The organism is Amycolatopsis sp. FDAARGOS 1241, assembly GCF_016889705.1.
In the GTDB taxonomy this organism is placed as follows: Bacteria; Actinomycetota; Actinomycetes; order Mycobacteriales; family Pseudonocardiaceae; genus Amycolatopsis.
Window position 1 is genome coordinate 3,327,409 of the sequence record NZ_CP069526.1, and the last position, 20,350, is coordinate 3,347,758.

Here is a 20,350-nt window from a genome sequence, read left to right on the forward strand (position 1 = left end):
CCGGGGTCGATAGGCTTTCGTGGCCCACCCGCCCCCTAGTCAGGTGCACCAGACGACGAGATGCTCAACATTTTCGCCCGTGCTTCAGTCTCCCGCGTCACCGACCCGATCGGCCGGACGCTGGTCCGCGCCGGACTGACGCCGAACGCGATGACCGTGATCGGCACCGCGGGTGCCGTGGCGTGCGCGCTCGCCTTCTTCCCGCAGGGGCTCCTGCTGTGGGGGACGTTCACCGTGTGGGGGTTCGCGATGCTGGACCTCCTCGACGGCGCGATGGCCAGGGCCCGCGGGTACGGCACGCCCTTCGGTGCCGTCCTCGACGCGACGTGTGACCGGCTGGTCGACGGCGCGCTGTTCGCCGCCATCGCCTGGTGGTGCTTCGCCGTCGACGACAACAACCGGGCCGGGGCAGCCGCCCTCATCTGCTTGGTGCTCGCCCAGGTCATCTCCTACGTGAAGGCCCGCGCCGAGGCGTCGGGCCTCGAAGCCGACGGCGGGCTCATCGAGCGCGCCGAGCGGCTCATCATCGCGCTCGTCGGCACCGGCCTGCACGGCCTCGGCGTGCCCTACACGGTCGAGATCACGCTGTGGCTGCTCGCGGTGCTGTCCGCGGTCACGCTCGTGCAGCGCGCCGCCGCCGTCGCGAGCGCCGCCCGGGCCGCGACGGCCGCACAGACCGCGAAGCCCGCACAGGCTGCACAGTCCGCGCAGTCCGCCGACGCGGAGCGGTCCGCGCCGGCGGAGAGCGAGCGGACCGCCAGTTCTGCACCCGCCGAGCAGCCTGCCGGCGACGTACAGCCAGGTGGGGCGCAGCCGTGAGCGCGCTGTCCCAGCGGCTCGGTGAGTTCGGCTACGCGACGGGCTGGCGGCTCGCGCGCCGGCTCCCCAGGCCCGTGGGGACGGCGGTGTTCGCGCTGGGCGCCGACGTCGCCACGCGCCGCGGCGGTGGCGGCGTGCGGCAGCTGCGCGCGAACCTCACGCGGGTCGTGCCACAGGCCGACGAGCAGGAGCTCGACGAGCTCGTGCGCCGGGCCATGCGCTCGTACGCGCGCTACTGGTACGAGACGTTCCGGCTTCCCTCGGCCGACAAGGACGAGCTGTTCGCGAACTTCACGATCACCGGGGTCGAGAACATCGACGCCGCCCTCGCCGAGGGCAACGGCGCGGTCATCGTGCTCCCGCACAGCGGCAACTGGGACGTCGCGGGGGTGTGGCTGGCGAGGTATCTCGGTGGCTTCACGACGGTCGTGGAGCGGCTCAAACCCGAGTCGCTGTTCCGCCGGTTCGTGGCCTACCGCGAGTCGCTCGGCTTCGAGATCGTGCCGCTCACCGGGGACAGCGCGGCGATGCGTGTGCTGCTGAAGCGGTTGCGGGAGAACAAGGTCGTCTGTCTCGTCGGCGACCGCGACCTCACCACGAGCGGCCTCGAGGTGAAGTTCTTCGGCGAGCGGACGCGGATGCCCGCGGGCCCGGCCCGGCTGGCGGCGACCACCGGCGCGGCGCTGCTGCCCGTGGGTTCCTGGTACAGCGGCGACGGCTGGGAGCTGCGGGTGCACCCGCGCATCCGCGTCACCGCGCGCGCCGAGGTGCCCGCGGCCACGCAGGCGCTGGCCGACGTGTTCGCCGGCGACATCGCCGCCCACCCGGCCGACTGGCACATGCTGCAGAAGTTCTGGCTCGCCGACCTCGAGGCCGAAGAGCTCGCCGGCCTCGAAGAAGCGAGCTGACCCGGTGGCGGGCGGGCTGAAGATCGGGATCGTGTGCCCCTACTCATTCGATGTGCCCGGTGGGGTGCAGGGGCACGTGATCGACCTCGCGCGGGCGCTCATCGAGCGCGGCCACCGCGTGTCGGTGCTGGCGCCGGCCGACGAGGACGCCGAGCTGCCGGACTTCGTCCACCCCGCAGGCAAAGCGCTCGGCATCCCGTACAACGGCTCGGTCGCCCGGCTCCAGTTCGGCCCGGTGTCCTACGCGCGGGTGCGGCGCTGGATCCGCGACAACGGCTTCGACGTGCTGCACCTGCACGAACCCACCGCGCCGAGCCTGTCGCTGCTCGCGTTGAAGGTCGCCGACGGCCCGATCGTCGCGACGTTCCACACGGCCACCACGCGCTCGCGCACGCTGGCGGCGTTCCAGCCGGTGCTGCGGCCGCTGCTGGAGAAGATCACCGCGCGCATCGCGGTATCGGTGCTCGCCCGGCGTGTGCAGGTGGAGCACGCGGGCGGCGACGCGGTGGAGATCCCCAACGGCGTCGACGCGGAGTTCTTCGCCCGCGCCGCACCGCTGGAGGGCTACCCGCGCGCGGGTGGCACGGTCGGGTTCGTCGGCCGGTTCACCGAACCCCGCAAGGGCATGGACGTGCTGCTGGAGGCGGCGCGGCGGCTGTTGCCGGAGTTCGAGGAGCTGCGGCTGCTCGTCGTCGGCCGTGGTGATCCGGACCAGCTTCGCCGCATGGCCGGACCCGAGCTGTGGCCGCACGTCGAACTGCTCGGCCAGGTCGACGACGCGACGAAAGCTCGGGCGCTGCGCAGCGTCGACGTGTACTGCGCGCCCAACACCGGGGGCGAGAGCTTCGGCATGATCCTCACCGAGGCGATGGCCGCGGGCACGCCCGTGCTGGCCAGCGGCCTCGACTCGTTCCGCCGCGTGCTCGACGACGGCAAGGCCGGGATGCTCACCGCGACCGGCGACGCGGGAGCGCTCGCGGACGGCCTGCGGGAGCTCCTCGGCGACCCGGCTCAGCGCGCGTCGCTGGCCGCGGCGGCGGGGGAGCGGGTGACGGCGTACGACTGGTCGGTCGTCGTCACCCAGGTGCTGCGCGTGTACGAAACCGCGATCGCGGCCGACCCCCGGCTGGTCGTCGCGGGGGAGCGGGAGCTCACGCAGTGACCTGGCTGGCGTGGCTGATCCCCCTGCTGGCCGCGGTCGTCGTGCTCGGCGGGCTGTTCCTCGTCGCGACGGCCAACCGGCTCGACCGCCTGCACGTCCGCATGGACGCCGGCTGGGCCGCCCTCGACGCCGCCCTCGCGCGGCGCGCGGTGGTCGCCCGCGCCGTCTCGGCGGTGCTGGACGGAGACGGGACCGGGCTGAGGGTGGCGGCCGAACGGGCCGAAGGCGCATCGCGGGCCGAACGCGAGGTGGAGGAGAACGAGCTCACGCTCGTCCTCGCGCGCGTGAACCGGACCGGGTTGCCGCCCGCGCTCGCCGAAGAACTCACCGACGCCGAGCACCGCGTGGTCATCGCGCGCCGCGTGCACAACGACGCCGTGCGCGACACGCTCGCGTTGCGGCGGCGGCGGAAGGTCCGGTACTTCCGGCTCGCCGGCACCGCGCCGCTGCCCGAGTACTTCGAGTTCGCTGAGCCCGACCTGTGACGGTGGCAGACTGAGGCGCATGACCGCCGAATCCGATGCCTGTGCCGTCGCCCATGGAGCTTTCGACCCGGACGTCGACGAGCGGACGCTGGTCGCCGTGTTCGCCTCACCCGTGGCGCGGTACCTGCTGAGCTACGCCGCCGACTTGGGCTACCGGACCGTGCTGTTCGAGCCCGACGCCGCGCGGGCGACCGATGTGCCGACCGCATGCGACATCCGGACTGTGCTGCCGGAGATCGACAAGACCGCGGACGTGGTCGTGACGGACCACCACCGGGCCGAGCTCGGGGTCGTGCTGCGGGACGCGCTGGCCAGGGACCCGCGCTGGGTGGGGGTGCTGGGGAACCCGCGGCACGAAGGCCCGCACGTGGCCGCGTTGACGGGGCTGGGAGTGGCCGCCGGGGAGATCGCGCGGGTGCATCGGCCGGTGGGGTTGAACATCGGGTCGAGGAAACCGGCGGAGATCGCGATCGCGGTGCTGGCGGGGCTGCTGGCTGATCGGAATGGGAAACCTGGGGGGTTTGAGTTCTGAGAGGTCGCGTGCGGGGCTCGCGGCAGGGGGTCGCGTGCGCAACGTTGCGCGCGGGGGGTGACGAGCACCCCGATTTTTGATTGTTTCTACGGTTCTGGGCCGGTTGTCAAGGCTGGAAAGCGTGCCCCGACAACCGGCCCAGAACCGTGAAGGGCGCGGGGATCGTGGTGCAGGGGTGGGGCTGGGTGCACTGGTGAGGTGCGTCGGGTTGCCGTTGGTGATGCGGTGTTTGTGCTCGGGTGGCGGTGTCGTCTGTTTTTTAAGTGGGGACGGCGGCGCCTTCCGGTAGGGGTTCGAAGCGGGCGTGGTGCCTGGTGAAGGTGGCGGTGCCGGACGTCAGCGAACGCAGGTCGATGGCGTAGCGGAGCAGTTCCGCGGCGGGGATCTCGGTGTGGATGACCGTGCGGCCACCTTCGCCGGATTCGGTGCCGAGGACGCGGCCGCGGCGGGAGGACAGGTCGCCGAGCACGGTGCCGAGGTGCTCGTCCGGCAGGGTGATGTCGACGGTGTCCAAGGGTTCCAGCAGGGTGATGCGGCTGGCCGCCGCGGCTTCGCGCAGGGCGAGCGCGCCCGCGGTCTGGAACGCGGCGTCGGAGGAATCGACGCTGTGCGCCTTGCCGTCCACGAGCGTCACGCGCACGTCGACGACCGGGTGGCCGTCGAGCAGCCCCCGCTTCAGCTGCGCGCGGACGCCCTTCTCCACACTCGGGATGAACTGGTGCGGCACCGACCCGCCGACGACCTTGTCGACGAACTCGAAGCCGCCGCCGCGGGGCAGGGGCTCGACTTCGATGTCGCAGACGGCGAACTGGCCGTGGCCGCCGGACTGCTTCACGTGCCGGCCGTGACCGCGGGCGGGCTTGGCGAACGTGGAGCGCAGGCTGATCCGCACGGGTTCGGTGTCGACCTCCGCGCCGCCGGCGCGCAGGCGCGAGAGCACCACGTCGGCGTGCGCCTCGCCCATGCACCACAGCACGAGCTGGCCCGTTTCGGCGTTGCGGTCCAGCCGCAGCGTCGGGTCGCCCGCGACGAGGCGGGAAAGGTTGCGCGACAACGTGTCCTCGTCGCTGCGGGTCTTCGCGACGATGGCGACCGGCAGCAGCGGTTCGGGCATGCGCCACGGTTTCATCACCAGCGGGTCGTCCGGCGAGGAGACGGTGTCGCCCGTCTCGGCCGAACCGACCTTCGTCAGCGCGCACAGGTCGCCCGCGACGCAAAACGGCACTTCGCGCAGCGACGAGCCGAGCGGGGAGTACAGGTGCGCGACGCGCTCGTCGGCGTCGTGGTCCTCGTGGCCGCGCTCGGCCAGGCCGTGGCCCGACACGTGCACGGCGTTCTCCGGCCGCAGCGTCCCCGAGAACACCCGAACCAGCGACACCCGGCCGACGTACGAGTCGACCGCCGTGCGCACGACCTCCGCGGCGAGCGGACCGCCCGGGTCGGCCGTCAGGGCGCCGTGCTCGCCGCCGTCGGGCGTGGTGACCCCGGGCGGGGTGTGCTCGAGCGGCGACGGGAACGCGCGGACGATCCCGTCGAGCACCTCGGCCAGCCCGATCCCGCTCGTGGCGCACACCGGGATCACGGGGTGGAACGACCCGCGCGCCACGGCCGTCTCGAGGTCGGCGATGAGCGTCTCCTCGGAGATCTCCTCGCCGCCGAGGTAGCGCTCCATCAGGGTCTCGTCTTCGCTCTCGGCGATGATCCCTTCGATGAGCTCGTTGCGGGCCTCGGTGAGCCCGTCGAGGTCGGCCGGGTCCGGCTCGCCGACGCGCGGCGGATAGCCGGCCGAGTAGTCGAAGTAGCGCTGGGTGATGAGCCCGACCAGCCCTTCGCTAGCGGGCAGGTACAGCGGCAGCACACCGGCGCCGAACGCGGCCTGGCACGCGGCGATCTCGGCGAGCGCATCGGCGCGGTGGTGGTCGAGCCGCGAGACGACCACGGCCCGGGGCATCCCGACGGAGGCGCACTCGTCCCACACGGCCACGGTCGCGGCATCCACCCCTTCGGCGGCGCAGACCACGAACAGGGCGGCGTCGGCCGCCCGCAGCCCGGCGCGCAGTTCGCCCACGAAGTCGGCGTACCCGGGCGTGTCGATGAGGTTGATCTTGTGGCCCTGGTGCATCACGGGTGCCACGGACAGCCCGACCGAGCGCTGCTGGCGAACCGCGGCCGGGTCGTGGTCGCACACCGTGGTGCCCTCGACGACCGAGCCGGCGCGCGGGACGGTGCCGGACGCGGCGAGCAGCGCTTCGGTGAGAGTGGTCTTCCCGGACCCGGAGGGGCCCACGAGCACGACGTTGCGGACCTTGGCGGGGTCGTCCACAGCGACGGCGGCCCCGGTGTCGGTACTCCTGTTCTGCTTGTCGGCCATGGCGACTCCTCGGCGAACGGCTGGTGTACGCGATGTGTCCACGATCACACACCCGCTACCCTGGCCAGGGCAAGGCGGGGCCGGGGTGACCACGCGTTTGCTCCCCGCCGCAGGCGCGGTGAGGGGGCGCCTCGCCGATCACCGCCGCGCCCTCCCGCAGCCGTGTGGGAGCCGCAGTACTGATCATCCGCTCGTGGACTGGAGGGGTGGTGCGGTCCGGCTGCGGTGACGCGTCCCGGGCCCCGAAGAGATCGGCGAGTTTCCCCTTCCGCTCCGCCGACACCCTTTCGGGCGAAAATGCACGTGGGGCCGGAACGAGCGAATCCGTACCGGGCACCGGCTCGAATTCGGCATCACCGCCGACACGAACCGCCTCGATCCGGAAATGGCTGACCGCGACCGCGCATAGGGGGGCGGGAGCCTCTCCCGCCCCCGAATCGTCGCCCGCAACGTTCGAACTGGCTCTACGGCAAGGCGTTACCTTACCCCAGCCGAATGTCCACAACGGATTCTTCCACACTGCCTTGATCCCCGTTTCCCTGAGGAGGAATGTGCTGGATCTGGCGTGGTCGGTGGATGAACTCGCGCGAACGAGACTCGCGTTTTCGCCGCTGTGGGAAATCGTCGCGAGCGTGCGCGTGCTGGCGCGGCCGGGGGAACACGCGTTGCACCTGCCGTGGATGCGCCAGGCCTCGGCGGCGCTGGCCGACGCGGAGATCGACGTGGCTCCGCTCGCCGATCTCGTCGCCGGCCGGTCCGTGCCGCGCTTCTTCGCGCCCGCGCCGAGCTCCCCGATGCCGCGGCCCGCGGACGAGCTCGCCGACCTGCGCGATGTATCGCCGCGCGCGGTGCGCCGGGAGATCGAGTCGATGGACCCGACACGTCCGGCCTCGCTCACGCGCCTGCACCGCGACCCGGAGGCCGGGCCGACCGGCTCGCCGGCCTCATGGAGCGGTACTGGGCGGTCGCGCTGGCGCCCGTGTGGCCGCGCATGCGCGCCCTGCTCGTGGGCGACGTGCTGCACCGCTCGCGGCTGCTGGCCGCCGGCGCGGTCGACGACCTGTTCCTCGACCTCGGCGCCCGCCGTGCACTGGGCCGAACGCGCCCTCACGGTGGCCCGGCGCCGGATCCCCGCGACGGGCGCGCCGCACGGGCGCGGGCTCGTGCTGGCGCCGTCGGTGTTCGTCTGGCCGCGGGTGGTTTCGCGCACCCACGCCGGTCGGCAGCCCGTGCTGCGCTACCCGGCCCGCGGCATCGCCGGGCTGTGGGAAACGGGCGGCACCAGGTCTTCGCCGGCCCTGCGCGGGGTGCTGGGCCGCAGTCGCAGCGCGCTGCTGGCCTCGCTCGCCACGCCGGCCGACGCCGGGGACCTGGTGCGCCGCACCGGACTGAAGCCGTGTGTCGTCGCGAAGCACTTGCAGCTGCTGCAGGCGGCGGGTCTCGTCACCGTCGCCGACGACGGGGTCTGCTCGCGCACCCTCGCCGCCGACGCCGTGGTCACCGCCGTGGACGAGTGAGGCTCACGGGACGCCGGCGAGCCGCAGCAGCGCGGCGGTCGCCGCCGCGGCCACCACGACGGCGACGAACGGCGCCTTCCGCCAGGCCAGCACGCCTCCGATCAGCACCCCGGCGGGCCGGGCGAACCCGGCGAACGCGTGGCCCTCGGTGAACGCGCTGGTCGCGACGAGCGCCGCGAGCAGCACGACCGCGGCGAGCGCCATCAACCGCTGCGCCCGAGCGGACAGTCGCACACGCTTGCGCAGCACCGGCCCGGCGAAGCGGAACGCGAACGTGCCCGCCCCCAGGACGACAGTGGCCACCAGCAGTTCGACGGCGTCCATCAGTGCGCTCTCTCCAGGCGCTTCGGTTCCTTCGCCGCGACGCCGACGAGCACGCCGGCCAGGGCCAGCAGCACCGGCAGCCCGGCGGGCAGGAACGGTGTGGCCACCAGCGCGATCACCACACCCACGAGCACCGGCAGCCGCGAAGCGCGATCGCGCAGCGCGGGCAGCACGAGGGCCAGCAGCACCGCCGGGAACGCCGCGTCCAGGCCGAACGCGGCCGTGTCGCTGATCGCCGTACCGGCGAACGCGCCGAGCACCACACCGGCGTTCCAGCACACGAACAGGCCGATTCCGCAGCCCCAGTACGCAGCGCGGCGGCGTTCGGTGTCGCGCTGGGCCAGGGCGAACGCGACGGACTCGTCGATCATCAGGTGGCTGCCGGCGATCCGCGCCGCCCACCGCGAGCCGAACACGTCGCCGACCGCGAAGCCGAACGGCAGGTGCCGCGCGTTCACCAGCAGGCCGGCCACGACCGCGGCCAGCGGGTTGCCGCCGCCGGCGATGATGCCGACCAGCATGAACTGCGACGCACCGGCGAAGACCAGCAGCGACAGCAGCATCGGGGCCCACAGCGGGAAGCCCGAGCTCACGGCGATGGCGCCGAATGACACGCCCACGAGGCCGTCGGCCAGGCAGACGAGTCCGATGTCCCGGGCGAGGCCCCGGTCGAGTGTTCGCCAAATCGAACGCATAGTGACTTATGCTGAACACAGCACCCGTCGTTCGTCAAGACGAACGAGCAGACTGATGGAGCGAACACCATGTCGCAGGACAACGGCGGCGCGCCGCTGGAGATCATCGCCGCGTCGCTGCGGCGCGAACGCGCGCGGGCGGGGCTGTCGCTCACCGAGGTCGCGCGGCGCGCCGGCCTGGCGAAATCCACGTTGTCGCAGCTGGAGTCCGGTTCGGGCAACCCGAGCGTGGAGACGCTGTGGGCGCTCGGGGTGGCGCTCGACGTGCCGTTCTCCCGGCTCGTGGAGCCCGACCGGCCCCAGGTCCGCGTGATCCGCGCCGGCAAGGGGCCGACGGTGTTCGCCGAGCACGCCGACTACGCGTGCACGCTGCTTTCGGCGTGCCCGCCCTCCGCGCGCCGGGACATGTACGTGATCCGCGCGGAGCCGGGCACCCCGCGGCGGTCGGACCCGCACATGAACGGCGTGGTCGAGCACATCGTGATCTGCGCCGGGCGGGCCCGCGTCGGCGTGACCGACGACCCGGTCGAGCTGCTGCCCGGCGACTACATCTCCTACCCGGGGGACGTGCCCCACCTGTTCGAGGCGCTGGAACCCGGCACGTTCGGGGTGGAGATCTCCGAATACTCCTGAGGGCTCACCAGCCGCGCTCGGCGAGGCGGTGCGGCTCCGGCAGCTCCTCGACGTTGATGCCGACCATCGCCTCGCCCAGGCCACGCGACACCTTGGCCAGCACGTCCGGGTCGTCGTAGAACGTCGTCGCCTTGACGATGGCCTCGGCGCGCTGCGCGGGGTTGCCGGACTTGAAGATGCCCGAGCCGACGAACACGCCCTCGGCGCCCAGCTGCATCATCATCGCCGCGTCGGCCGGGGTGGCGATGCCGCCCGCGGTGAACAGCACCACCGGCAGCTTGCCGGCCTCGGCGACCTCCTTGACCAGCTCGTACGGTGCCTGCAGTTCCTTCGCAGCCACGAACAGCTCGTCCTCGGGCAGCGACTGCAGCCGGCGGATCTCGCCGCGGATCTTGCGCATGTGGGTGGTGGCGTTGGAGACGTCGCCGGTGCCGGCCTCGCCCTTGGAGCGGATCATCGCGGCGCCCTCGGTGATGCGGCGCAGCGCCTCGCCCAGGTTGGTCGCGCCGCACACGAACGGCACGGTGAACGCCCACTTGTCGATGTGGTTGGCGTAGTCGGCCGGGGTGAGCACCTCGGATTCGTCGATGTAGTCGACGCCGAGCGCCTGCAGCACCTGCGCCTCGACGAAGTGGCCGATGCGGGCCTTCGCCATCACGGGGATCGAAACGGCCTCGATGATGCCGTCGATCAGGTCGGGGTCGCTCATGCGTGCCACGCCGCCCTGCGCGCGGATGTCGGCGGGCACCCGCTCGAGCGCCATCACCGCGACGGCGCCGGCGTCCTCGGCGATCTTCGCCTGCTCGGCGGTGACCACGTCCATGATCACCCCGCCCTTGAGCATCTCGGCCATGCCGCGCTTGACCTTGGCGGTACCGGTCACGGACTGGGTTGCGGGGGCGGTCTGCTGCTCGGACACCTCGGCGCCTTTCTCGGGGGCTTGCTCGTGCGCCTCCGAGCGTAGGTCGGCGGTGGACCGGTGAACCAGGCCAGTGGCGGGGTAATTCGGCAGTCCACTTCGCAGGTGGCTCCGACCTGCGGGTCCGGCGTCCGGTGGCTCCTGTCGGCCGCGTCACGTCCGCGCGAAATGGCGCTGACCTGCACGACTGCCGGCCCTGTATCCTGGAGGTACGGGTGGGCGCCCTGGCAGTGCGTTGATGTTCCGTAGCGCTCCGCGGCGCGGCAAGATCCCTCTCTGGGTGGCCACTCGGCGGCGTTGCGGGAAGGCCACTTCTCTCGGCCGGGTGCCGGCGGACGGCGCGGCTCCTCGAGTGGGTGACCACCGGTCGACTGCCCGCTGACCTGGCCGGAAGGCCCGCGAGGCGTCCCCCTAAGCTTAAGCGAACGTCTTTCGGGAGGTCGGGTGGTGACAGCTTCGGGAGCGCGGCCGACGGTCGGCGTGCTCGCCCTGCAGGGTGCCGTGCGCGAGCACGTCGCGATGCTGGAGCGCGCGGGTGCCCACGCGGTGCCGGTGCGGCGCGAGGCGGAACTGTCCGGAGTGGACGGCCTGGTGCTCCCCGGCGGGGAGTCGACCACCATGTCGCGGCTGCTGGAGAGCTTCGAGCTGCTCGAGCCGGTGCGCGCGCGGATCGCCGGCGGCATGCCGGCCTTCGGCTCGTGCGCCGGGATGATCCTGCTGGCCCGCCAGGTGCTCGACGGGCGCCCGGACCAGCAGCAGCTCGGCGGGCTCGACGTGGTCGTCCGGCGCAACGCGTTCGGCCGGCAGGTGGACTCGTTCGAGGTGGACCTCGACTTCGCCGGCGTCTGTGACGGGCCTGTGCACGCCGTGTTCATCCGGGCCCCGTGGGTCGAGAAAGCGGGCGCGGGGGTCGAGGTGCTGGCCACCGTGCCGCCGGCGGTCGTGCCCGAAGATCCGGCGCTGGGCGAGCCCGAGGCTAGGATCGTCGCCGTCCGGCAGGGGGCGGTGCTGGCCACGGCGTTCCACCCCGAGATCACCGGGGACGAGCGGGTGCACCGGTTGTTCGTCGAGCTCGTGCGAGAAGCCTGAGCAGGGATTGCGGCGGCCGCGCGACGAGTGGTCACGCGGCCGCGGAACAGATGGAGGAAAGATGAGCGGCCACTCCAAGTGGGCCACGACGAAGCACAAGAAGGCCAACCTCGACGCGAAGCGGGGCAAGCTCTTCGCCCGGCTGATCAAGAACATCGAGGTGGCGGCCCGGACCGGCACCGGTGGTGGTGACCCCGACGGCAACCCCACGCTCTACGACGCCATCCAGAAGGCGAAGAAGAACTCGGTCCCGCAGGACAACATCGAGCGCGCGCGCAAGCGCGGCGCCGGTGAAGAGGCCGGGGGCGCCGACTGGCAGAACATCACGTACGAGGGTTACGGCCCCAACGGCGTCGCGGTGCTGATCGAGTGCCTCACGGACAACAAGAACCGCGCCGCGATGGAGGTGCGGACCGCGCTCACGCGCAACGGCGGTTCGCTCGCCGACCCCGGCTCGGTCGCTTACATGTTCAACCGCAAGGGCGTCGTGATCATGCCGAAGGCCGAGGCGACCGAGGACGACGTGCTCATGGCCGTGCTCGACGCGGGGGCCGAGGAGGTCAACGACCTCGACGAGAGCTTCGAGATCGTCTCCGAGGGCGGCGACCTCGTGCCGGTGCGCAAGGCGCTGCAGGAAGCGGGGTTCGAGTACGAGTCGGCGGAACTGACCTTCCTGCCCACCGTCAGCGTCCCGCTCGACGTGGACGGCGCGAAGAAGGTCTTCAAGCTGATCGACGCGCTCGAGGACTGCGACGACGTGCAGAACGTCTACGCCAATTTCGACGTCTCCGACGAGGTCATGGCTTCGGTCGACTGAGAGGCGGATCGGCGGGGCGTCTACGCGCTGTGTCGAATTCCGCGTCTCCGGCGAGGTCGCGGCTGCGTTCGACTGACGTGCGGGTACACGCAACGTCTACGGGCTGCCTAGGCTTCCCCGTCTCCGATGAGACCATGGCGGCGGTCGGCTGACGGTGGTCCAGAGCGGATTTTCGGCTCGCAGCAAGGAATTCCGGCGCCGCGGCGAACACCTCGCTCAGCGCCGGCCGGTCCCGGTCGGGCAACGGAGGACTCCGTGCCCGGCCGGGGCCGTTTCGTTCGCGATCAGCGGAGCGTAGCCGGATCCCTTGCGGTGGCCGGGAAATCGCCGCGCGCCGGTGCTGGGCTCAGCCGCGCGGGTGCGGCACAATGGCCGCCGTGACGACCTCAGCCCTCACCGCCGAAGAGCAGCGCCTCATCGACTGGATCGAGTCCCAGGCCAAGGAACGCGGCAACGCGGTGATCGCCGTCCCGGACGACGAGCGGGGCGCCGGCTACAGCTTCACCGCGTGCGCGTGGGCGCTGCACAACGTGCCGGAGGTCGTGGTCGTCGGCCTGCCCGGCGACATGGGCCCGATCCTGCTCGACGCATACGTCGACCGCGCGGCCAACGGCGAGATCTTCGAGGTCGGCAAGCGCTACGACGACTTCTTCGACGGCGCGCCCGTCGTCTTCGAGCGCGTCGCGAAGGGCCACTACCCCGAGTACTTCGGCTCGGCGTTCCTCGTCTACCCGGACGGCGACTTCCCGGCGCTGCAGGTGATCGTCGCGACGCCCGAGGGCCACTTCCCCTGGCAGGACACGGCTCCCGACGGCTTCGCCGAGTGGCAGCCCGTGCTCACCGAAAGCGGTGCGCCGGAAAGCTGGACCCCGGGCGTCGACGGGCCCTGAGTCACCCCGAACCGGGCAGCGCGCGCAACTCCCCGGCCGCGGCGGGAAACTGCGCGGCGAGCGCCGCCGCATCAGCGAATTCCACGCAGTCGTCGGTGTAGGGCGGCACCACCACCGTGCCCAGCAGGCTCCACGGACCGAGCGGCGCCGTCGCCTGCCAGGTCCCCGCGGGCACCACGACCTGCGGCCGCTCACCTGCGGCCACGTCGGTGCCGAGCACCGGCCGCGTCACCGAACCGCCGGGGTGCAACAGCAGCATCCGCGCCGGCGCGCCCGCGTGGTGCACGAACACCTCGACGCGGTCGAGCCGGTGTGGTGCCGAGAACTCCGGCGCGACCAGCAGGTAGTAGATGGCCGACCCCTCCGCCGAGCGCCAGCTCTGCGCGAACCGGCCGCCTTCGACCGGCAGTGGCTGCAGACCCAGGTGGCGGACGAATTCGGTCGGCTCCGGCATGGCGGCCATCCTGCCGCGTCGCCGCCCAGTAGCCTGCACCTCGAACGGATGTTCGCGCGGGTGAAGGAGAAGGTGTGCGGGTGCTCGGGGTCGACCCCGGTCTGACCAGGTGCGGTCTCGGCGTGGTCGACGGTGGCAAGGGCCGGGCCGTCCGCGCGGTGGCGGTGGGCGTCGTGCGCACGCCGGCGGACTCCGATCTCGCGCGGCGGCTGCTCGGCGTCGCCGACGAGGTCGAGAACTGGCTGGACCGGTACAAGCCCGAAGCCGTCGCCGTCGAGCGCGTGTTCGCGCAGCACAACGTCCGCACGGCCATGGGTACCGCGCAGGCGGGCGGCGTCGTCGCGCTGGCGGCGGCCCGCCGCGGGCTGCCGGTCGTGTTCCACACCCCGAGCGAGGTCAAGGCCGCCGTGACCGGTTCGGGCCGCGCTGACAAAGCGCAGGTCACCGGGATGGTGATGCGCCTGCTGAACCTCGAGGTGAAACCGCACCCCGCCGACGCGGCCGACGCGCTGGCGCTGGCCATCTGCCACCTCTGGCGCGAACCCCTGCGGGCCCGCCTCGCCGAGGCGGAGGCGCGCGGGGCCGAACTGGCCCGCGCGCACAAGGCCCGGCTCGCGGCCGCCGCGAAACAGGCCGGGGTCGGCGCCCGCACGCCGGTACGGCGCGCGGCCGGCCGGACCCCGAGCAAGCTGGACGACACGGGAGCCCCACGATGATCTCCTCCGTACGCGGTGAAGTGCTGTCCGTCGGCCTGGACCACGCGGTGGTCGAGGTGGGCGGGGTGGGTTTCGCCGTGCAGGCCACGCCGGCGACGCTGGCCACGCTGCGCCGCGGCGAGCAGGTGCGCCTGCACACCGCGCTGGTCGTGCGCGAGGACTCGCTGACGTTGTTCGGCTTCGCCGACGAAGAGGCTCGCGAGCTGTTCGGTCTCCTGCAGACCGTGTCGGGCATCGGCCCGCGGCTCGCGCTCGCGACCCTGGCCGTGCTCGAACCCGACAAGCTGCGCGCGGCCCTGGTGGAAGGCAACATCACCGTCCTCACGCAGGTGCCCGGCATCGGCCGCAAGGGGGCCGAGCGCCTCAGCCTCGAGCTGCGCGACAAGGTCACCGCGCTCGGCGCGACGGGCGAGGTGCCGGTGGTGTCCGCGCCCGGCGCGCTGCGCGCCGAGGTCGTGGAAGCGCTGGCCGGCCTGGGTTTCCCGGCGAAGCAGGCCGAACAGGCCGTGGACCGCGTGCTCGCCGAGGGCGACGGGCACACCACCTCGTCGGTGCTGCGCGCGGCCCTGGCGATGCTCGGGCGGAAGCGGTAACCGGTGGAGAACGAGGTGACGGAGTTCGACGCCGGCGGCGACACCGACGAGACCTTGTCGGCGCTGTCGCAGAACGGCGAACGCGAGGTCGAGACGACGCTGCGGCCGCACCGGCTCGACGAGTTCGTCGGCCAGCAGCGGGTCCGTGAGCAGCTCGAGCTGGTGCTCGAGAGCGCCCGGCGCCGCGGGGTGCCGCCCGACCACGTGCTGCTGTCCGGCCCGCCCGGCCTGGGCAAGACGAGCCTCGCGATGATCGTGGCCGCCGAGCTCGGTGCGGCCATCCGCATCACGTCCGGCCCGGCGCTGGAACGCGCGGGCGACCTCGCCGCGATGCTGTCGAACCTCGCGCCAGGCGACGTGCTGTTCATCGACGAGATCCACCGCATCGCCCGCCCGGCCGAGGAGATGCTCTACCTCGCGATGGAGGACTTCCGCGTCGACGTGGTTGTCGGCAAGGGCCCGGGCGCCACGAGCATCCCGCTCGATATCGCCCCGTTCACCCTGGTCGGGGCCACCACGCGGTCCGGGTCGCTGACCGGGCCGCTGCGCGATCGCTTCGGCTTCACCGGCCAGATGGAGTTCTACGCCGACTCCGACCTGGAGCTCGTCGTGCGCCGCGCCGCGACGATCCTCGGCATCACGATCGACCGCGACGGCTGCGCCGAGATCGCCCGCCGGTCGCGGGGGACACCCCGGATCGCGAACCGGCTGCTGCGCCGAGTCCGCGACTACGCCGAGGTGCGCGCCGACGGCACCGTGACCAGGGACGTCGCGCGCGCCGCGCTGAAGGTCTACGACGTGGACGAACTCGGACTCGACCGGCTCGACCGCGCCGTGCTGACGGCGCTGACCCGCTCGTTCGGCGGGGGACCGGTCGGCATCTCGACACTCGCGGTCGCGGTCGGTGAAGAGGCGACCACGGTGGAAGAGGTGTGCGAACCGTACCTGGTCCGCGCGGGTATGCTCGCGCGGACTCCGCGTGGCCGGGTCGCGACCGCGGCCGCGTGGGAGCACCTCGGCCTGGTACCGCCGCCCGAGACCGGACGGTCGGACCAGGGCGGTCCCACGTTGTTCGACCAGGGCTGACGCGGGGCGCCGGGCACCGGCGGCGGGAGCGGAACAGACGGTGGGTGCTGGCGATTTCGCGAGCACCTGGCACACTCGAAGACAGCACATCCGTCAAAACCGGGCGTGAGCGGCGACCACGCGGCGTCCGTCGAATGGAGAGTCATGAACAACTTACTGCTGCCGTTGCTGCTGCTGGTCGTGGTGGCCGTGCCGCTCGTCCTCGGTACCCGCAAGCAGAAGAAGCAGCAGGCAGCCCAGCAGGACCTGCAGAAGAGCCTCGCCCCCGGCGACCGCGTCATGACCACTTCGGGCCTCTACGGCACCGTCGCCGACGCGTCGGGCGACGACACGATCGACATCGAGATCGCCCCCGGGGTCGTCACGACCTGGCTGCGGATCGCGGTCCGCGAGAAGGTCCAGCCGGCCGTCGAAACCGACGAGACCGAAACCGGGACCGACTCGGACGAGACCGTCGGCGGTGTCGCGTCGACCTCCGAAGCGCCCGTTCAGGAGTCCATCTCGGACGAGGACGAGAAGTCCGGTGCGCAGATCGCGCCCCCGCTGGAGCACGGGAAGAAGTGACCTCGCTCTTCCCCGGGCAGTGACGCACCCGTAGCCGACGAAAGTCGGTACGGGCGAACGCAGGGCTCACGCAGCACCGAGTACTGTCTCGGTGCTGCGTGCGTGTCCGCCGCCATAGTCATGCCCAGCAGCGTTCCGGGAGCACCTTCCCGGCTCGCTCACCGAACCAGTTGGGGTACACCCAGTCCGAGGAGACCGAAGCACCGTGGCACCATCGGCCGGGCATCTCCGCCCGGGACGCTATCTCGCTTTCTTCGCCCTGATCGTGATCGTGCTGTACGCGCTGGTGTTCTTCACCGGCGGCGGCAAGCCGACGCCGAAGCTGGGCATCGACCTGCAGGGCGGCACCCGGGTCACGCTCACCGCGCGGACCCCGGACGGCGGACAGCCCACGCGCGACTCGCTCGACCAGGCGCGCCAGATCATCGAGACCCGGGTGAACGGCATCGGCGTCGCCGGCACGGAGGTCGTGCTGGACGGCAACAACGTTGTCATCACCGTCCCGGGTGCGCAGGGCGACGAGGCCAAGAGCCTGGGCCGCACGGCGAAGCTCGGCTTCCGCAAGGTCATCACCTCGCAGCCCAACACCCCGGCCGCTCCGCCCGCCTCGGGTACGCAGGCGCCGCCTTCGGGCAGCCAGACCCCGCCGCCGGCTTCGGGCGCCCCCGCGGCCCCGCCGTCCGCGAACAGTGCGCCTTCGAGCGCGCCGAACGGCGGTGGCGGTGGCGGTGCGCTCGGTGCCCCGGCGCAGCAGCCACCGAGCACCACGCCGTCCGCGCCCCCGGCTTCATCCGGCACACCGGCGGCCGGCGACGAGGCGAAGACGCCCATCGAGCAGGCGCAGGCGATCCGGCAGAACCCGGACCTGGCCTCCACGGACCAGGCGAAGGCGCAGGCCGCTCAGCAGGCCGCCCTCGCTTCCCTGACGTGCGCACCGAACGTGGCTGACCCGCTCGAGGGCAACGACATCGCGAACAAGCCGCTCGTCGCGTGCGGTGACAAGGACGCGACGAAGTACGTGCTGGGACCGGAGTTCCTGCCTGGCACGGAGATCGCCGACGCGACCTCGGGCTACGACCAGCAGCGCGGCCAGTGGGTCGTCGACCTGACCTTCAAGGGCGCGGGCAGCAAGACCTGGGGCGACTTCACCTCGGCCAACGTCAACTCGCAGGCCGCGTTCGTGCTCGACACGAACGTCGTCTCGGCGCCGACGATCCAGTCGGCCATCCTCGGCGGCAACACCCAGATCACCGGGCAGTTCACGCAGGGTGAGGCGAAGGACCTGGCGAACGTGCTGAAGTACGGTTCGCTGCCGCTGTCGTTCGACTCCTCCGACGCCACGACCGTGTCGGCGACGCTGGGCTCGGCGTCGCTGCAGGCCGGCCTGCTGGCCGGCGCGATCGGCCTGGTGGTCGTGTTCATCTACTGCCTGATCTACTACCGCCTGCTCGGGATCCTCACGATCCTTTCGCTGGCGCTGTCCGGCTTGCTGATCTATGCGGTGCTCGTGCTGCTCGGCCGGTGGATCGGGTACACGCTGGACCTCGCCGGCATCGCCGGCTTGATCATCGCCATCGGCATCACGGCGGACTCGTTCGTCATCTACTTCGAACGGCTCAAGGACGAGATCCGCGAAGGCCGGACGTTCCGCTCCGCCGTGCCGCGCGGGTGGGCCCGCGCCCGGCGCACCATCCTGGCGTCCGACGCGGTGAGCTTCCTCGCCGCCGCGATCCTGTACGTGATCGCCGTCGGCGACGTCCAGGGCTTCGCGTTCACCCTCGGCATGTCGACGGTGCTCGACCTCGTGGTGGTCTACCTGGTCACGCACCCGCTCGTGGCGATGGTGTCCACGTCGAAGTCCTCGTTCCTGTCCAATCCCCGAAACCTTGGCCTCGGTGCCGTCCAGCAGCTGGCCTCGTCGCGCAAGGCCGCGCGCCCGTCGGTCGGCCGTACGAACGTGAAGGAGGCCTGACGTGGGCGTCGAAGACCTCGGCACGGATGCCGAAGCCAAGGAACCCCGCTCGGGCGGCTCGTCGGCTCCGGCCGGTGCGGCGAAGAAGGAAAGCGTCTTCCACCGGCTCTACGTCGGCACCGGTGCGTTCGACATCGTCGGCGCGCGCAAGCGCTGGTACATCTTCTTCGCGGTGCTGGTGCTCGTGTGCATCGGCTCCATGGCGATCCGCAGCTTCAACTTCGGCATCGAGTTCGAAGGCGGCACGCAGATCCAGCTGCCCGCGCACGGCGCGCACGGCGAGATCACCACGTCGCAGGTGACCGAGTCGTTCACCAAGGCTCTGGGCGAGCAGCCGTCGGAGACGCAGCGCGTCGGCACCGGCAACGCGGCGACGATCCAGATCCGTTCGGAGGCGCTGCCGGCCGACCAGGTCACCAAGGTGAAGCAGCAGCTGTTCACCGACTGGGCGCCGGTCGCGGCCAACGGCCAGCCGAGTGTGCAGGCCATCAGCGACAGCGCCGTGAGCGCGTCGTGGGGCGGGGAGATCTCGCGGCAGGCGCTGATCGCGCTCGCGGTCTTCCTCGTGGCCGTGGTGATCTTCCTGGCGATCTACTTCGACACCCGGATGGCCGCGGCCGCGCTGGTCTCGCTGATCCACGACATCGTGGTCACCGCCGGTGTGTACTCGCTCGTCGGCTTCGAGGTCACGCCGGCGACGGTGATCGGCTTGCTGACGATCCTCGGGTTCTCCCTGTACGACACGGTGGTGGTGTTCGACAAGGTCCGCGAGAACACGCGCGGCCTGCTCGGCCTCACCCGTCGCACGTACGCCGAGGCGGCCAACCTGGCGCTGAACCAGACACTGATGCGGTCGTTCAACACCGCGTTCATCGCGCTGCTGCCGATCCTGGGCCTGCTGATCGTCGGGTACCTCCTGCTCGGCTCGGGCACGCTGCAAGACCTGGCGCTCGTGCAGCTCACCGGCACGCTGGTCGGCGTGCTGTCGTCGGTCGCGCTCGCCACCCCGCTGCTGGTCGACTTCAAGATGCGCGAGCCGAAATATCAGCAGCAGGCGCAGCGCGTGGCGGCCCGCCGTGCGAAGGCAGCCGCCCGCGACACCGAGGGCGAGGGCTTCGACGCGGCGGACGACGACGCGCTGGCCACCGAACTCCGCAAGGAGAAGGCGATGGCCGCGGCCGCCGGGGTGCCGGCCCGCACGCCGAAGGCGCGGCCGCAGAACAAACCGCGCCGCAGCGGTGGCGTGTCGTCGGCGAAGCGGAAGCGCTGAGCACGGTGGACCTGGAGAAAGCCCTCGGCCTCATCGCCGAGGTGCCGGACTTCCCCGAGCCCGGCGTGCTGTTCCGCGACCTGAGCCCGCTCTTCGCGGACGCCGCCGGTTTCGCCGCGGTCGTCGACGCACTGGCCGGCACGCTCGACCCCGAGGTCGAGCTGCTGGCCGGCGTCGAGGCCCGCGGGTTCCTCCTCGCCGCGGCCGTCGGGTACGCCCGCGGCCTCGGCGTGGTGCTCGTCCGCAAGCCCGGCAAGCTGCCGGCGGTCGCCGGCCGCGTCGACTACGCGCTCGAGTACGGCACGGCGAGCGTGGAACTGCCCGCGGGCGTCGTGCGCCCCGGCACCCGCGTCACGGTCCTGGACGACGTCCTCGCCACCGGTGGCACGGTCGCTGCGACGGCGAAGCTGCTGGAAGGTGCCGGGGCTGTCCTGGACAGCGTGTCGGTGGTGCTCGAGCTGGCGGCACTCGGTGGCCGCGCGGCGCTGGCGGGCAGGCGGATCGACGCACTGCGGGTCGTCTGAGCGCCGGCAT

21 protein-coding genes and 1 pseudogene are annotated in these 20,350 nt (G+C 72.0%); 17 read left to right on the plus strand and 5 right to left on the minus strand.

Annotation, left to right across the window (positions count from 1 at the left end):
• Positions 1-60 precede the first annotated feature (60 nt).
• From pgsA to I6J71_RS16360, 5 genes and pseudogenes are all read left to right on the plus strand, one after another.
• A pseudogene (gene pgsA / locus I6J71_RS16340) lies at positions 61-672 on the plus strand (phosphatidylinositol phosphate synthase); the annotation flags it as partial.
• 143 nt (positions 673-815) lie between these two features.
• A complete protein-coding gene (locus I6J71_RS16345; protein WP_204095480.1) occupies positions 816-1,727 on the plus strand; it encodes a phosphatidylinositol mannoside acyltransferase in 912 nt (303 codons plus the stop codon).
• A 16-nt stretch (positions 1,728-1,743) separates the two neighbouring features.
• Complete coding sequence (locus I6J71_RS16350) at positions 1,744-2,889, plus strand: glycosyltransferase family 4 protein (RefSeq protein WP_204097088.1); 1,146 nt, start codon at positions 1,744-1,746, stop codon at positions 2,887-2,889.
• Positions 2,886-3,374 carry an NUDIX hydrolase gene (locus I6J71_RS16355; RefSeq protein WP_204095481.1) on the plus strand — a complete coding sequence of 163 codons (489 nt, stop codon included), beginning with the start codon at positions 2,886-2,888 and terminating at the stop codon, positions 3,372-3,374. The genes I6J71_RS16350 and I6J71_RS16355 overlap by 4 nt, the downstream gene beginning before the upstream one ends.
• A gap of 19 nt (positions 3,375-3,393) precedes the next feature.
• Entirely contained in the window at positions 3,394-3,906 is a 513-nt protein-coding gene (locus I6J71_RS16360; protein WP_204095482.1) for an XdhC family protein, read from the plus strand.
• A 259-nt stretch (positions 3,907-4,165) separates the two neighbouring features.
• On the opposite strand, the gene I6J71_RS16365 is transcribed toward I6J71_RS16360, so the two are convergent.
• Entirely contained in the window at positions 4,166-6,277 is a 2,112-nt protein-coding gene (locus I6J71_RS16365) for an elongation factor G-like protein EF-G2 (protein WP_204095483.1), read from the minus strand.
• 551 nt (positions 6,278-6,828) lie between these two features.
• Here I6J71_RS16365 and I6J71_RS16370 point away from each other — a divergent pair.
• Positions 6,829-7,794: an ArsR family transcriptional regulator gene (locus I6J71_RS16370; protein ID WP_204095484.1), complete on the plus strand. Its 966-nt coding sequence runs from the start codon at positions 6,829-6,831 to the stop codon at positions 7,792-7,794.
• A 3-nt stretch (positions 7,795-7,797) separates the two neighbouring features.
• On the opposite strand, the gene I6J71_RS16375 is transcribed toward I6J71_RS16370, so the two are convergent.
• Together I6J71_RS16375 and I6J71_RS16380 are read right to left on the minus strand one after the other, a co-directional pair.
• Positions 7,798-8,118: an AzlD domain-containing protein gene (locus tag I6J71_RS16375; RefSeq protein ID WP_204095485.1), complete on the minus strand. Its 321-nt coding sequence runs from the start codon at positions 8,116-8,118 to the stop codon at positions 7,798-7,800.
• Positions 8,118-8,813 carry an AzlC family ABC transporter permease gene (locus tag I6J71_RS16380; RefSeq protein ID WP_204095486.1) on the minus strand — a complete coding sequence of 232 codons (696 nt, stop codon included), beginning with the start codon at positions 8,811-8,813 and terminating at the stop codon, positions 8,118-8,120. The genes I6J71_RS16375 and I6J71_RS16380 overlap by 1 nt, the downstream gene beginning before the upstream one ends.
• 69 nt (positions 8,814-8,882) lie before the next feature.
• Between I6J71_RS16380 and I6J71_RS16385 the strand changes: the two genes are divergently transcribed.
• Positions 8,883-9,446: a helix-turn-helix domain-containing protein gene (locus tag I6J71_RS16385; protein WP_204095487.1), complete on the plus strand. Its 564-nt coding sequence runs from the start codon at positions 8,883-8,885 to the stop codon at positions 9,444-9,446.
• Positions 9,447-9,450: 4 nt separating this feature from the next.
• On the opposite strand, the gene pdxS is transcribed toward I6J71_RS16385, so the two are convergent.
• Positions 9,451-10,299 carry a pyridoxal 5'-phosphate synthase lyase subunit PdxS gene (gene pdxS / locus I6J71_RS16390; protein ID WP_239155374.1) on the minus strand — a complete coding sequence of 283 codons (849 nt, stop codon included), beginning with the start codon at positions 10,297-10,299 and terminating at the stop codon, positions 9,451-9,453.
• A gap of 510 nt (positions 10,300-10,809) precedes the next feature.
• On the opposite strand from pdxS, the gene pdxT reads away from it, so the two are divergent.
• From pdxT to I6J71_RS16405, 3 genes are all read left to right on the plus strand, one after another.
• Positions 10,810-11,454, plus strand: coding sequence for a pyridoxal 5'-phosphate synthase glutaminase subunit PdxT (pdxT, locus tag I6J71_RS16395; protein ID WP_204095489.1), 645 nt, complete (start codon positions 10,810-10,812; stop codon positions 11,452-11,454).
• 61 nt (positions 11,455-11,515) lie between these two features.
• Complete coding sequence (locus I6J71_RS16400) at positions 11,516-12,271, plus strand: YebC/PmpR family DNA-binding transcriptional regulator (RefSeq protein ID WP_204095490.1); 756 nt, start codon at positions 11,516-11,518, stop codon at positions 12,269-12,271.
• 368 nt (positions 12,272-12,639) lie between these two features.
• Positions 12,640-13,161 (plus strand): DUF4262 domain-containing protein, encoded by a 522-nt coding sequence (locus tag I6J71_RS16405; protein ID WP_204095491.1) that lies wholly within the window; start codon positions 12,640-12,642, stop codon positions 13,159-13,161.
• A gap of 1 nt (position 13,162) precedes the next feature.
• On the opposite strand, the gene I6J71_RS16410 is transcribed toward I6J71_RS16405, so the two are convergent.
• Positions 13,163-13,615 carry a cupin domain-containing protein gene (locus I6J71_RS16410; RefSeq protein ID WP_204095492.1) on the minus strand — a complete coding sequence of 151 codons (453 nt, stop codon included), beginning with the start codon at positions 13,613-13,615 and terminating at the stop codon, positions 13,163-13,165.
• A 74-nt stretch (positions 13,616-13,689) separates the two neighbouring features.
• On the opposite strand from I6J71_RS16410, the gene ruvC reads away from it, so the two are divergent.
• From ruvC to I6J71_RS16445, 7 genes are all read left to right on the plus strand, one after another.
• Complete coding sequence (gene ruvC / locus I6J71_RS16415; protein WP_239154905.1) at positions 13,690-14,331, plus strand: crossover junction endodeoxyribonuclease RuvC; 642 nt, start codon at positions 13,690-13,692, stop codon at positions 14,329-14,331.
• Positions 14,328-14,924 carry a Holliday junction branch migration protein RuvA gene (ruvA, locus tag I6J71_RS16420; protein ID WP_204095493.1) on the plus strand — a complete coding sequence of 199 codons (597 nt, stop codon included), beginning with the start codon at positions 14,328-14,330 and terminating at the stop codon, positions 14,922-14,924. The genes ruvC and ruvA overlap by 4 nt, the downstream gene beginning before the upstream one ends.
• A gap of 15 nt (positions 14,925-14,939) precedes the next feature.
• Positions 14,940-16,010, plus strand: coding sequence for a Holliday junction branch migration DNA helicase RuvB (ruvB, locus tag I6J71_RS16425; RefSeq protein WP_370542154.1), 1,071 nt, complete (start codon positions 14,940-14,942; stop codon positions 16,008-16,010).
• A gap of 144 nt (positions 16,011-16,154) precedes the next feature.
• On the plus strand, positions 16,155-16,574 hold the full coding sequence (gene yajC / locus I6J71_RS16430; protein ID WP_204095495.1) for a preprotein translocase subunit YajC: 420 nt from the start codon (positions 16,155-16,157) through the stop codon (positions 16,572-16,574).
• 205 nt (positions 16,575-16,779) lie between these two features.
• Positions 16,780-18,546 (plus strand): protein translocase subunit SecD, encoded by a 1,767-nt coding sequence (gene secD / locus I6J71_RS16435; RefSeq protein WP_204095496.1) that lies wholly within the window; start codon positions 16,780-16,782, stop codon positions 18,544-18,546.
• A 1-nt stretch (position 18,547) separates the two neighbouring features.
• A complete protein-coding gene (gene secF / locus I6J71_RS16440) occupies positions 18,548-19,816 on the plus strand; it encodes a protein translocase subunit SecF (RefSeq protein WP_204095497.1) in 1,269 nt (422 codons plus the stop codon).
• Between the two features lie 5 nt (positions 19,817-19,821).
• On the plus strand, positions 19,822-20,340 hold the full coding sequence (locus tag I6J71_RS16445; RefSeq protein ID WP_204095498.1) for an adenine phosphoribosyltransferase: 519 nt from the start codon (positions 19,822-19,824) through the stop codon (positions 20,338-20,340).
• The last annotated feature ends 10 nt before the right edge of the window (positions 20,341-20,350 follow it).

Bases quoted from the DNA above. Each gene is read 5' to 3' on its own strand.
- I6J71_RS16360 (WP_204095482.1), top strand. From the start codon at position 3,394: ATGACCGCCGAATCCGATGCCTGTGCCGTCGCCCATGGAGCTTTCGAC.
- I6J71_RS16365 (WP_204095483.1), bottom strand. From the start codon at position 6,277: ATGGCCGACAAGCAGAACAGGAGTACCGACACCGGGGCCGCCGTCGCT.
- I6J71_RS16375 (WP_204095485.1), bottom strand. From the start codon at position 8,118: ATGGACGCCGTCGAACTGCTGGTGGCCACTGTCGTCCTGGGGGCGGGC.
- I6J71_RS16380 (WP_204095486.1), bottom strand. From the start codon at position 8,813: ATGCGTTCGATTTGGCGAACACTCGACCGGGGCCTCGCCCGGGACATC.
- I6J71_RS16385 (WP_204095487.1), top strand. From the start codon at position 8,883: ATGTCGCAGGACAACGGCGGCGCGCCGCTGGAGATCATCGCCGCGTCG.
- pdxS (WP_239155374.1), bottom strand. From the start codon at position 10,299: ATGGCCGAGATGCTCAAGGGCGGGGTGATCATGGACGTGGTCACCGCC.
- I6J71_RS16400 (WP_204095490.1), top strand. From the start codon at position 11,516: ATGAGCGGCCACTCCAAGTGGGCCACGACGAAGCACAAGAAGGCCAAC.
- I6J71_RS16405 (WP_204095491.1), top strand. From the start codon at position 12,640: ATGGCCGCCGTGACGACCTCAGCCCTCACCGCCGAAGAGCAGCGCCTC.
- I6J71_RS16410 (WP_204095492.1), bottom strand. From the start codon at position 13,615: ATGCCGGAGCCGACCGAATTCGTCCGCCACCTGGGTCTGCAGCCACTG.
- ruvA (WP_204095493.1), top strand. From the start codon at position 14,328: ATGATCTCCTCCGTACGCGGTGAAGTGCTGTCCGTCGGCCTGGACCAC.
- yajC (WP_204095495.1), top strand. From the start codon at position 16,155: ATGAACAACTTACTGCTGCCGTTGCTGCTGCTGGTCGTGGTGGCCGTG.